This is a genomic window from Acuticoccus sp. MNP-M23, assembly GCF_031195445.1.
In the GTDB taxonomy this organism is placed as follows: domain Bacteria; phylum Pseudomonadota; class Alphaproteobacteria; order Rhizobiales; family Amorphaceae; genus Acuticoccus.
Window position 1 is genome coordinate 4229296 of sequence record NZ_CP133480.1, and the last position, 12779, is coordinate 4242074.

The following is a 12779-nucleotide window of genomic DNA, read 5'->3' on the forward strand; positions in this document are numbered from 1 at the left end:
GCTCAGCATCCGCGAAACCACCAAACACGCTCTGTTAAATGCAATTTGCCCGATCCCTTCAAGGGAGCGCGCCCTTGCGGAGTGAGCGGTTTGGGATCTTTCATTGACGAAAAGCTGGCCGTTTCGGTTGTGGATGCGTTGACGTCGAATATCTGCGTCGTTGATCTTTCTGGCAAAATCATTGCCGTTAACCGTGCCTGGATGGAGTTCAGTGCGGCCAACGGCAACGGCGTCGAGCAGACCCATCTTGGGATTAATTACCTCGACCTGTGTCGCGGGTCCGAAGGATCCGCCGCGGAGGAAGCGCCTGGCTTTTACAATGGCATTCGCGATGTGATCAACGGCCGGAAGAGCCACTTCGAGATCGAATATCCCTGTCATTCGCCGAGCGCCCTTCGCTGGTTCGTCGCCAAGGTCACACCGCTCATGGGGACCGGGGAGGCCAAGAGGGTCGGCGCGGTCGTGTCGCACATGAATGTCACCGACCGGAAGCTGATGGAAATCGCCTACGCGCGGCTGGCATCGACCGACCCTCTGACGGACGTGCCCAACCGCCGCTTCTTCGAAGAATACGCCGAACTGGAGCTGGGTCGCCTCGAGCGCTTCGGCGGCGCGATTGCCGTGCTGATGATTGATCTCGATAATTTCAAGTGCATCAACGATACCCATGGCCATCTGGCGGGCGACGCGGTCCTCAAGGAGGTCTCCGCACACTGCAATCGTGCCATTCGCTCCAGCGACCTGTTTGCAAGGCTGGGCGGTGAGGAGTTCGTCGCGTTGCTGATGGGCACCGGCAAGGCTGCGGCGATGCAGGTCGCCGAAAAGCTGCGTTCGATCATCGAGGGGCTGGAGATCGAAACCACCGCCGGCACATTGCGCGTCACGGGCAGTATCGGTGTCGCGTCGCTCTGCCCGGAAGACCAGTCCGTCTCCGCTGCCCTCGACCGTGCCGACAAGGCACTCTACGAGGCGAAGAATGGCGGCCGCAACCGGGTCCGCATGAGCGACTGAACGACCCCGGCGTTCAGCCAGCCAGCGCCTCTGGCGGCTTTGCCATATCGGCGGTCTTGCCAAACCCGTGATCCGCGGCCACCCCGTCCACCATCGCCAGAAAGTTCGCAAGCGTTGGCGTGGCATCATCGCGGCGCCAGATGATCCCGGTCTCCAATTCGGGCGCGGCGCCCTCCAGCGCGAGGTAACGCACCCCCACCCGCGCAAGGTTGCGCAGCGACGCCGGCACCAGCGCAATCCCCATCCCGGCCGAAACCAGGCTGATGATCGTCTGCATCTGGATCGCGTTCTGGACCACATGGGCGTTGACGCCCGACGCCGCGTAATAATCGGTCACGAGATCGTAAAACAGGGGCGCGGCATGGCGCGGGAACACGATCAGCGGTGATGCGATGACCGCCGCTGCCGGAAGATGCGTCGTCACGTCGCCGAAACGCCCCTCCGCCACCCAGCTTTCGGGCACGGCAGCAATCAACGGTTCACGGACCAGAGTGCGATAGGCAAACCGCTCGGGCAGCACCTCGTTGCCGTGGGGGATGATGATGCCGACCTGGCCGTCCCCTTCCGAAAGCGCGGCGATCTGGCGGTCGCTGGTGGATTCCGTCAGCGCCAGCTCCACGTCGGGATGAAGCTGGCGGAAGCGGTGCACCAGCGCCGGCAAGACGCTGTAGTCTGCCGTGCTGACGAAGGAGAGCGCGAGCCGGCCCGCGTGCCCCTTCCGGATCTGCTCGGCGGTCTCGGCGAGCCCTGCAACGCCCTCCAGCGCCGCGCGAACATAGGGCAGCCATTGCGCGCCAAAGGGGGTGAGGGACACGCTGCGCCGTGTGCGCACAAACAGCGGCGCCCCCAGATCCCGCTCCAGCGCCATGATCGACTGGCTGAGCGGCGGCTGCGTCATTCCCAGCCGCTCCGCCGCACGGCCGAAATGCAGCGTATCGGCCACGGCAACGAAATGCCGGAGCTGGCGCACGTCCATCCTCTGATACCTCCAGCGACCCAATGCGAGGATAATAATATATTTTACTCGCACGTTCGAGGCGCTTAATCTTTCCCTGTTCTAATTCACCTGGATATTGTGATGCCCCCTTACCGCTCCAGAACCAGCACCCATGGCCGCAACATGGCCGGCGCCCGCGGCCTGTGGCGCGCCACCGGCATGAAGGACGGCGATTTCGGCAAGCCGATCATCGCCATCGTCAACTCCTTCACCCAGTTCGTGCCCGGCCACGTCCACCTGAAGGACCTTGGCCAGCTGGTCGCCCGCGAAGTGGAGAAGGCCGGCGGCGTCGCCAAGGAATTCAACACCATCGCGGTGGACGACGGCATCGCCATGGGCCACGACGGGATGCTCTACTCCCTGCCCTCGCGCGAGATCATCGCCGACAGCACCGAATACATGGTCAACGCCCACTGCGCCGACGCCATGGTGTGCATCTCCAACTGCGACAAGATCACGCCCGGCATGCTGATGGCCGCCATGCGCCTCAACATTCCGGTCGTGTTCGTCTCCGGCGGGCCGATGGAAGCCGGCAAGGTTGTGTGGGAAGGCAAGGAAGTCGCGCTGGATCTGGTGGACGCCATGGTCGCCGCGGCGGACGACAAGTATTCCGACGCGCAGGTGGAAGAGATCGAGCAGGCCGCCTGCCCCACCTGCGGCTCGTGCTCGGGCATGTTCACCGCCAACTCCATGAACTGCCTCACCGAAGCGCTCGGCCTCGCCCTCCCCGGCAACGGCTCCACGCTCGCCACCCACTCGGACCGCGAGCGCCTGTTCGTCGAGGCCGGGCACCTGATCGTCGACCTCGCCCGCCGCTTCTACGAGCAGGACGACGAGTCGGTCCTGCCGCGCAACATCGCCTCGGTGAAGGCGTTCGAGAATGCGATGACGCTCGACATCTCCATGGGCGGCTCCACCAACACCGTCCTCCACCTTCTCGCCGCCGCGCACGAGGGCGAGGTCGACTTCGGCATGTCCGACATCGACCGCCTGTCCCGCCACGTTCCGGTCCTGTGCAAGGTCGCCCCGGCGAAAAACGACGTCCACATGGAAGACGTCCACCGCGCCGGCGGCATCATGGCGATCCTGGGCGAACTCGACCGTGCCGGCCTTCTCGACACCTCCTGCGGCTCGGTTCACGCCGAGAGCCTCGCCCACGCGCTCGACCGCTGCGACGTGATGCGCACCAACCTTGAAACCGTGCACGATTTCTACAAGGCAGCGCCCGGCGGCGTGAAAACGCAGGTGGCGTTCTCCCAGTCCCGCCGGTTCGACGAGCTGGACCTCGACCGCAAGAACGGCGCAATCCGCAGTGCCGAGCACGCCTTCTCGCAAGATGGCGGCCTTGCGGTGCTTTACGGCAATCTTGCGGAGGACGGCTGCATCGTGAAGACGGCCGGCGTTGACGAGTCCATTCTCGTCTTCACCGGCCCGGCCCGCATCTTCGAAAGCCAGGACACGGCGGTTTCGGCGATCCTCACCAACAAGGTGAAGAAGGGCGACATCGTGCTGATCCGCTACGAAGGCCCGCGCGGCGGCCCCGGAATGCAGGAAATGCTCTACCCGACCTCGTATCTGAAATCGAAGGGCCTCGGCAAAGACTGCGCGCTGGTGACGGACGGGCGTTTCTCGGGTGGCTCGTCGGGCCTTTCCATCGGCCACGTCTCGCCGGAAGCGGCGGAAGGCGGCACCATCGGGCTGGTGGAGGAAGGCGATACGATCGAGATCGACATTCCGAACCGCAAGATGCATCTGGCCGTGGACGATGCGGTGCTGGCCGAACGCCGCGCTGCCCGCGAGGCCAAGGGCTGGGTGCCGGAAGAGAAGCGCAAGCGGAAGGTCTCTACCGCGCTGAAGGCTTACGCCGCCCTCACCACGTCCGCGTCACGCGGTGCGGTGCGCGACGTTGACCAGCTTGCGACCCGCAAGGCCAACTGACCGGCCTCGGCGCGCAGGAGCCCTCTGCGCCTCACGCAACTTTGTGCGCGGCGCGGCGGATAACGCCGCCCGCGCATTTTTGTGTGAGCTGGCTGTCGCGAGTGCCCCCACTAATGCGCGGCACGGCCGGTTCGTGTTCAACAGACGACCGGGCGAAAAAAAAGCCGGGCCCCGCGAGGGACCCGGCCAATGCGCGTGCGGTCGATGATCAGTTGCCCGTGGGCATGCCGATGTTCACGCCGCCTGCTTCGAGCTGCTTGCGAGCCCATTCGAAGCGCTGGTAGGACGAAAGTGTCAGCGGGCCGGTGTAGGTTTCGCTCTGCAGCTTGCGCGGCGGATACTTCACGTACGTCTTGATGAGGTCGCTCACCACCTGGTTGGCCGTTACCGTCGTCCAGGTGCTCTCGGTGAAGGTCGTCATGAAGATGTCGTAGCGTTCCTGCGGGTCGGCCATCAGGTTGAAGACCTGCGGCACGGTTGCGACATAGCTCGACGCACCCTTCCAGCCAAGGTTGGTGTCGACCGACAGGCCGCCCGTTGCGGCACCGTCGTCGCCGCGAAGGTTGAACACGAACTTGAACTGATTGACGCGAACCGCACCCGGGGACAGTTCGTCCTCGGTGAAGTAGAACCACTCGTTGCGGGGATCTTCGCCCGTGCCCGTCCAGACCGGGGTCATGTCGTAGCTGTCGAAGATGATCGGCTCACCGGCGCGGTCGTTCTCCGGCAGCTTGGTGCCAGCCACCGATGCAAAGGTCGCCATCAGGTCGAGACCGCCCGAGATGCCGTGGTTGATGACGCCGCCCTTGACGTGACCGGGCCAGCGGACGATGGCCGGAACGCGGTTGCCGCCTTCGCGCACGGTACCCTTGGTGCCGCGGAACGGGGTGTAGCCTGAATCGGGGTACACATCCTGCCACGCGCCATTGTCGACGGTGTAGAACACCAGCGTGTTGTCTGCCAGCCCAAGCTCGTCGAGCTTCTTGAGGACGTTGCCCACGCGGGTATCAAGCTCGATCACCGAGTCGGCATAGGGCGTCTTGTTGACCGATTTGTTCTCGAACTCCGGGGCCGGAATGTTCGGCTGGTGGTTCTTCATGAAGTTGACGTTGATGAAGAACGGCTCCGACGGGTCCTTCGCCGCATCCTCGAGGAATTCCACGGCCGCCTGCTCGACGTACTTGTCGAGATACGGAATGCCGACCAGCCCCTTGTCCGGCGTGTCGACATACTCGCCGTTGACCTTGAAGTCTTCCTTCGCCGTCTCGCCCGCGTTGCCCGAAAGCGCACCCTTGGTGGCCTTCACGAAGACCTCGCGCTGCTCTTCGGTCATGGCCTTGTGCCAGGTGGGATCGGTGTAGGTGTAGGCGTTGAGGTGGTAGAGGAAGGCGTACTTCATCACGTCGTAGCCCTGCGCGTTCGGCAGCGCATAATCCGCCTCGCCCAGATGCCACTTTCCGGTGAAGTAGGTCTTGTAGCCGGCCTCGCCCAGCACCGAACCCAGCGTCCACTCCGCTTTCGGCAGACCGCCCCCCTGGCCCTGGAAGGCGACCGTGGTCATCCCCGAGCGGTTCGGGATACGGCCGGTCTGGATGGCGGCGCGGCCCGGCGTGCAGCTCGGCTGGCCGTAGAAATTGGTGAAGGTCATCCCTTCGGATGCCAGATCGTTGAAGTTCGGGGTCGGCATCCCGAGCGCTTCACCGCCCATGTAGGGGCCGAGGTCGCCCCAACCGGTATCGTCGGAAACGATGAGCAGGATGTTGGGTCTGTCCGCGCTGCCCGAGGCTGCCGGCGTCTTGTCGTCCTGCGCCATGGCGGGCGCGAGGAAAAACGTCCCAATGCCGATAGCAAGCATCGGCACGAGGGACGATTGTTTGTAGTTCATGCTCCGTCTCCGTTGGTTTTCTTGGTTCAGGGTTCGCCAGAACGCCAAAAGGGCCGCGGTCGAACGCATCGACCGGGGCACCTGGGGACGTTTGGCGAAGTGCGTTTCGGAGTTCTCCGTGCACCCAGCCCCTCTCCGAGTTTCGGGGACAACCCGTCGCGGATCGCTGTGGATGCCCTGCCGGACCCATCCACGCCCCCGCGATCAGGAGGAAGTCGCGAACATGTTCCTACAGTAGGCTGAAACGCGCACACCACTGACACCATTCGTATTTTTGAGGAAAAATTTTTGACACTTGTGCCTGTCCGGTGCGATAAAACCGGCGTCCCGGTTGTGGCCGGACTGGCCGGAACTTCGGGCCTGGACGGATTTGTGTTTCGAGGCCGAGCCGATGCTGAGCGAAACTGCCGCAGCGAACGACAAGGCTGAACGACCCGACATTGTGGAAGCGGACGTGCGCGACGCGCTCTGCCGCGTTCTGGCCTGCGCCGAATTTGCAGCAAGCGAGCGGCGCCGCGAATTTCTCCGTCACATCGTCGAGGAATGTCTTGCCGGCCGCGGGGCATCGCTCAAGGGCTACAACATCGCGGTGGACGTGTTTCACCGCGATGAGGATTTCGATTCGCAGGCCGATCCCGTCGTGCGGCTGGAGGCACGGCGCCTCCGCCGCGATCTCGACTCCTATTATATGGGTCCGGGCAGTCAGGACCCGGTGCGCATTTTTATTCCCAAGGGCGCCTACGTCCCCCACTACGAATGGCGCGACGTGCCGTCAGCCCCCCTGCTCGAAATCCCGCCCGAGCACCCGGCCTCCGCCGATGAAACGAACCCGCCTCCGCCTGACGCGGAAAAGCCCGGTGCCAGCCGCGTTCGCCTGTTTCAGATTTCAGGCGCCATTGTGGCGATGGCCGTCATCGCCGTTGCGATCGCAGTGACCGGGGTGTTCAGGTCGCCCACGCAGCCGGTGCCGATGTCGAAGGGCGAACCGTCCGTCATCGTGGCAGCGTTCGAATATGACGGGACATATGCCGAAACGGAGGCGCTTGCCTCGGGCATCACCTATCAGCTGATAAACAACCTCATGCGCTTCCCCGGATTCCGGGTTTATTCGAAGCTGGCAGGTTCACCGCCGCGCGCCGGCAGCCCCGCAATTGCGGACAGCACGGCGGACGCCACCTACATTGTCAGCGGCAATGTTCAGACGTCGGACGACAATCTGCGCCTCTGGACACGGGTTGCCGATGCAGCAACCGGCCGCCTGTTGTGGAGCGGCAGCTACAACCGCCCCCTCGCGCCCAAGGCCCTCATCACGCTGCAAGGGGAGCTTGCGGGCGAAATCGCAACCGCCCTCGGCCAGCCCTACGGCATCATCAACGACGACCTGCTGAACCGCGCAGCCTCTGCCGATTCGCCCGATATCCAGAGCTACATCTGCGTCCTGAAGGCCTACACGTACCGGCGGAATTTCTCGAAGGCGCAGTTCGGCCCCACCCTCAAATGTCTGGAAGACGCCGTGCGGCGCGATCCGGACTACAGCGATGCCTGGGCCATGCTCGGTTGGCTCCACCTCGACGCAGGACGCTTCGAGTTCGCGCCGGCTGCCGAGATGGAAGCCGAATATCAAAAAGGCTTCGACGCGGCGACTCAGGCGATCCGCCTGGAGCCTCAGAATTTGCTCGCCCTCAAGGCACTGTCATCAATCAGCTTTTACATGGGATACTTCGAGGATGCCGAACGGCTTGCGCGCCAGGCCGCAGCGCTCAATCCGCACGATTCCGACACGCTGGCGCAGCTCGGCTGGCGCCTTGCCGTGCGGGGCAATTTCGAAGAAGGCATTCCCATCCTGAAGCACGCTATCGGGCGCAACGCGGCGCCTCCGCCCTGGTACTTCCACCTCATCTCCATCGATCATTTTCTGAAGGGTGAGTATGATGAGATGTACAAATCCGCCGAACGGTTCAGCGGGCACCTCCTTGGCGTGAGCCAGGGCCTGTGGGCCATCGCCAACTGGGCGCGCTGCGACATGGACGAAGCCCAGCGCGCGCTGGACCGGATGATATCGCACGAACCGATCGCACGGGACATTCCCGCCTACCTGCGCCGGCATGGCGCAACCGACCGGATCGCAGACGCCATCTCAAAGGCCATCGAACACGCAAAAGGCGGCGCTTGCCCCACAGCCGATCAGCTATCGGCACACACCACGCCGCTTTGACCGGCATCGCTCAGGGCAGGCCGCCGCCGCCGGCCTAGGTGCGCTTTTTCATGGCATCGAGAAGGGCCGCGCCCAATGCGCCGTTGCCAGCGCCCCCGGTGTCCTTCGCCCGCGGCTCGCTGCGCTTTTTGCCGCCGCTCTGCGGCCGCCCCTTCGGGCCTGAAGGCTTTCCGCCGGCGGGCTGACGTGACGGGCGCTCCGGCGCCGCGGCATCTTGTGCCGGCGCATCCTTGCGCATGGTGAGGCCGATCCGCTTGCGGGGAATATCCACCTCCACCACACGCACCCGCACCACGTCGCCGGCCTTCACCACCTCGTGCGGATCCTTCACGAACCGGTCGGCCAGCTGGCTGATGTGAACCAGCCCGTCCTGATGGACACCGACGTCGACGAACGCCCCGAATGCGGCCACGTTCGTCACCGTCCCCTCCAGCGTCATTCCGGGTTTGAGGTCGGAAATCGCGTCGACGCCATCGGCAAAGGTGGCGGTGCGAAAATCGGGGCGCGGGTCGCGGCCTGGCTTTTCCAGCTCTGCCAGAATGTCGCGCACCGTCGGAAGGCCGAACGTGTCATCGACGAAATCCGCCGGGTTCAGCGCCTTCAGCATTGCGGCATTGCCCATGATGTCGCGGATGTCACGCCCGCAATTCTGGACGATGCGGCGCGCAAGGCCATACGCCTCCGGGTGGACCGCCGACCCGTCCAGCGGCTCGGCGCCTTCGCGGATGCGCAGGAACCCGGCGCATTGCTCGAACGCCTTTGGGCCGAGGCCCGATACCTTCAGCAATGCCTTGCGCGTCGGGTAGGCGCCGTTGGTGTCCCGGTGGGCGACAATGGCTTCGGCGAGTGACGGTCCGAGGCCCGCCACCTGCCGCAGAAGCGGCGCCGAGGCGGTGTTGAGGTCGACGCCCACGGCATTCACCGCGTCTTCCACCACAGCGTCCAGCGTGCGCGCCAGCTGGCCCTGATCCACATCGTGCTGATACTGGCCGACACCGATGGACTTGGGCTCGATCTTGACCAGCTCGGCCAGCGGATCCTGCAGGCGCCGCGCGATCGACACCGCGCCGCGCAGCGAAACGTCAAGCTCGGGAAATTCGCGCGCTGCCAGCTCCGAGGCCGAATAGACCGAAGCGCCTGCCTCCGAGACCACCACCTTGGTGGGCCGCGTCACCCCCTCAGGCAGGAGGCGGAAGGTGCCCTCCACCAGCCGCTCGGTTTCCCGGCTAGCCGTGCCGTTGCCAATCGCAATCAGCTCGACCTTGTGGCGCTTCACCAGCTCGGCAATCTTTGCCTCCGCGCCGGCGACGTCGTTCCGCGGCTGGAATGGATAGATGGTTGCCGTCTCCACCAGCTTGCCGGTGGCGTCCACCACCGCCGCCTTCACGCCGGTGCGGATGCCGGGATCCAGCCCGAGCGTCGGCCGCTGACCCGCCGGAGCGGCATGGAGCAGATCTTTCAGGTTGCGCGCGAACACGGTGATGGCGCTCTCGTGCGCACGGCGCCGGAGATCGCCGAAGAGATCCAGATACATGGAGAGCGTCAGCTTCACCCGCCAGGCCCAGCCGGCCACCTGCCGCAGCCACGCATCGCCCGGTCCATCGCCCGTGATGCCGATGGCAGCGGCCACAATGCCCTCTGCGCGGGCAGTGCCGGTTTCCGGATCCGGCGCAATGTCGACGGTCACGATTTCCTCGTTGGAGGCGCGCATGATCGCAAGCGCCCGGTGGCTGGGAATGTCGGCCCATTTCTCGCGATGGTCGAAATAGTCGGAAAACTTGGCGCCGGCCTCCTCCTTGCCGGGCACAACCGTTGCCGAGATGATCGCCTCCTCGCGCATGAAGGCACGCAGACGCCCCAGAAGGTCGGCATTCTCCGCCAGTTCTTCCACCTTGATGTCGCGCGCCCCGTCGAGGGCGGCCTTCACGGTGGGGACCTTTTCGCCGAGGAAGCCTTCCGCCAGCGTCTCCGGCTTTGCCGTCCGGTCGTTCTGGATGGCGTGGAGCAGCGGCTCCAGCCCGTTCTCGCGCGCAATCATCGCCTTGGTGCGGCGCTTGGGCTTGAAGGGCAGGTAGAGGTCTTCCAGCCGCGCCTTGGTTTCGGCGCCAGCAATCGCCAGCTCCAGCTCACCGGTGAGCTTGCCCTGCTCGCGCACCGAATTCAGGATCGAAGCGCGCCGGGCTTCCAGCTCGCGCAAATACGTGAGGCGCTCGCCGAGAGTGCGCAGCTGCGTGTCGTCGAGCCCGCCGGTCACTTCCTTGCGGTAACGGGCGATGAAGGGCACCGTCGCCCCCCCGTCCAGAAGTTCCACGGCCGAAGTGACCTGAGCGGGCCGCGCGCCGATCTCGTCGGCGATGAGGCGGGCGATGGTCTCTGCGGTCTTGTTCAATTGCGGCTCCTGTCGCGGGTGGAGCGACGGCATACCGCCTCCTCTCCTTTCCTTCAAACAGCGAGCGCCCGGCCTTCCACATGACCGGCATCGCCGCACAGCGGTTTTCCGGCAATCTCCATGCGCACAACGCTTGCGCTCGGCGGCGGGGGGCGCGATGTATGCCCTGTTCTCAGGGCGGGGCGAAATTCCCCACCGGCGGTAAGGCGGGTCGAACCGTCAAGCCCGCGAGCGCCTTCCCGCCTGCGGGAAGGGTCAGCAGATCAGGTGCGAAACCTGAGCCGACGGTTAGAGTCCGGATGAAAGAGAACGTGTGTAGCGGCCTGCCCTCCGGCGGGCTGCGCCGCATGTGATCGCCTTGGGTGACGTGTCGTCGCGAAAGGAGATCCCATGGCACACACCCGCTACGCTTTCATCAAGGCCGGCTGGCACGCCGATATCGTCGATCAGGCGCTTGTCGGTTTCACCCAGCTCATCCCAGCAGGCGACGTTGACGTCTTCGAGGTGCCCGGCGCCTTCGAGATGCCGCTTCTGGCCAAGGAGCTTGCTGAAACCGGACGCTACGGCGCCGTCGCCTGCGCCGCCTTTGTGGTGGACGGGGGCATCTACCGGCACGATTTCGTGGCACAGGCCGTGGTGACCGGGCTGATGCAGGCAGGGCTTGAAACCGGCGTCCCGATCCTCTCCGTCTCGCTCACCCCGCACCATTATCAGGAGACGGCGCACCACAACGCGATCTTCCAGGCCCACTTTGTGGAGAAGGGCCGCGAGGCAGCACAGGCGGCGCTCAAGATCGTAGCGACCCGCGCGCTGATTGCAGCCTGACAGGGGCGCGGCGGCCAGCCCGGCCGCCGCTTCGCCTCAGGACGGGCCGGCGACCGACGGGCGGCGCAGCACGTAGACGAAGAACACCGTCAGGCACAAGAGGCAAAGGCTGATCGGGCTGGTGAAGAACACCAGCGGGTTGAGGTCGTTGGTGATCAGCGATCGCCTCAGATATTCCTCAAAATACGGGCCGAGGATGATCCCCATAAGCATCGGGATGATCGGGTAGCCCACCACCCGCATCACATAGGCAAACAGGCCGATCCCCAGCGCCACCACCATCTGAAACACAGAAAACGTGGAGGCATAGGTGCCGACGATGGAGATCATCGCGATGAAGGCGTAGAGCACCGCCCGGTTCATCCGCGCCAGCCAGATGTAGTAGGGTCCGAACGCCAGCACCGACAGGAAGACGAACATCGCGGCGACGAACAGCGCGGCAAACATGGGCGAAATCACGTCCATGTTGTTTTCCAGAAGCTGCGGACCCGGCACCAGGCCGTGGATCAGAAGCACGCCGAAGATGATTGCCGTGACCGAATCGCCCGGAATGCCGAGCGTGAGGAGCGGCACCACCGCGCCGCCGCACATGGCGTTGTTGGCCGATTCGGCCGCCGCCAGCCCCTCGTGCGAGCCGTTGCCATATTTCTCAGGTTGTCTGGAGCTGCGCTTGGCCTCCGCGTAGGCGATGAACGAGGCCATGGCGGCACCCCCGCCGGGCAGCATGCCGACGAACACGCCGATCACCGAACTCTTGATGTAGGTGAGCGGGCCGATTTCGCGCATCGTCTTCCAGCGCGGCACGAAATCGCGCCGTGTCACGCTGAAATCGGCGATGTGGATCTCGCGCTTGGCAGCGCCCGCCTGAACCAGAAGCTCGCACACCGCAAACATGCCGATGACGGCGGGAAGAAGACGCACCCCTTCCACAAGGTTGGGGCTGCCAAAGTCGAACCGGCCCTGCGCCACCATGTTGTCGATGCCCACGGTGGACACCATCATCCCCAGCGTCACCGCAACAACGGCCTTCCAGACCGAGCCCTTGGACACCACCGCCACCGTGACCAGCGCGAGGACCACGAGCGAAAACTTGTCCGGCGTCTGAAACTGGAGCGCGAGGCGGCTCATGGGCACCGCAACCAGCATCAGCACCAGCGCGCCGACCATGCCGCCGATGGAGGATGCGAACGCGTCGAGGCCGAGCGCCTGCGCGCCCTCCCCCCGCTTCATCAGCTGGTGGCCCTCGATGGAGGTGATCGCCCCCGACGGGGCACCCGGAATATTGACGATGATGCCGGTGATCGACCCCGCGTAGATCCCGGCCATGAAGATCGCCATCACCATGACGAGCGCATTGACGAGCTCCATGGCGAAGGTGAACGGCAGGAGGAGCGCAATGGCGAGCGTTGCCGTCAGCCCCGGAATGGCACCGAAGACAAGGCCGAGCAGGTATCCGCCCACGAGGTAGAGGAAGGTCTCCGGCTGCAGGAGCCGGGCAAAGCCATCAACAAATTCCATG

Annotated in this window: 8 protein-coding genes and 1 riboswitch; of the genes, 4 read left to right on the forward strand and 4 right to left on the reverse strand. The window is 64.7% G+C overall.

Features of this window, described 5'->3' with window-relative positions; translation table 11 throughout:
* The first annotated feature begins 81 nt into the window (after window positions 1–81).
* Window positions 82–1011, forward strand: a complete 930-nt coding sequence (locus RDV64_RS19495) for a GGDEF domain-containing protein (RefSeq protein WP_309196628.1) — start codon at window positions 82–84, stop codon at window positions 1009–1011.
* 13 nt (window positions 1012–1024) lie between these two features.
* Here the strand turns inward: RDV64_RS19495 and RDV64_RS19500 are convergent, their stop codons facing one another.
* On the reverse strand, window positions 1025–1987 hold the full coding sequence (locus tag RDV64_RS19500; RefSeq protein WP_309196629.1) for a LysR family transcriptional regulator: 963 nt from the start codon (window positions 1985–1987) through the stop codon (window positions 1025–1027).
* 102 nt (window positions 1988–2089) lie between these two features.
* On the opposite strand from RDV64_RS19500, the gene ilvD reads away from it, so the two are divergent.
* A complete protein-coding gene (ilvD, locus tag RDV64_RS19505; protein WP_309196630.1) occupies window positions 2090–3946 on the forward strand; it encodes a dihydroxy-acid dehydratase in 1857 nt (618 codons plus the stop codon).
* Window positions 3947–4154: 208 nt separating this feature from the next.
* Here ilvD and RDV64_RS19510 read toward each other — a convergent pair whose 3' ends face one another.
* Window positions 4155–5801: an arylsulfatase gene (locus tag RDV64_RS19510; RefSeq protein ID WP_375143840.1), complete on the reverse strand. Its 1647-nt coding sequence runs from the start codon at window positions 5799–5801 to the stop codon at window positions 4155–4157.
* 421 nt (window positions 5802–6222) lie between these two features.
* Here RDV64_RS19510 and RDV64_RS19515 point away from each other — a divergent pair, with 421 nt between their 5' ends.
* Window positions 6223–8046, forward strand: a complete 1824-nt coding sequence (locus RDV64_RS19515) for a hypothetical protein (RefSeq protein WP_309196631.1) — start codon at window positions 6223–6225, stop codon at window positions 8044–8046.
* 34 nt (window positions 8047–8080) lie between these two features.
* On the opposite strand, the gene RDV64_RS19520 is transcribed toward RDV64_RS19515, so the two are convergent.
* Window positions 8081–10468, reverse strand: a complete 2388-nt coding sequence (locus RDV64_RS19520) for a Tex family protein (protein WP_375143770.1) — start codon at window positions 10466–10468, stop codon at window positions 8081–8083.
* 131 nt (window positions 10469–10599) lie between these two features.
* A riboswitch (FMN riboswitch) is annotated at window positions 10600–10750 on the forward strand.
* Window positions 10751–10825: 75 nt separating this feature from the next.
* Between RDV64_RS19520 and RDV64_RS19525 the strand changes: the two genes are divergently transcribed.
* A complete protein-coding gene (locus RDV64_RS19525; protein ID WP_309196633.1) occupies window positions 10826–11260 on the forward strand; it encodes a 6,7-dimethyl-8-ribityllumazine synthase in 435 nt (144 codons plus the stop codon).
* 36 nt (window positions 11261–11296) lie between these two features.
* Here the strand turns inward: RDV64_RS19525 and RDV64_RS19530 are convergent, their stop codons facing one another.
* Window positions 11297–12778 (reverse strand): tripartite tricarboxylate transporter permease, encoded by a 1482-nt coding sequence (locus RDV64_RS19530; protein WP_309196634.1) that lies wholly within the window; start codon window positions 12776–12778, stop codon window positions 11297–11299.
* Window position 12779 lies beyond the last annotated feature (1 nt).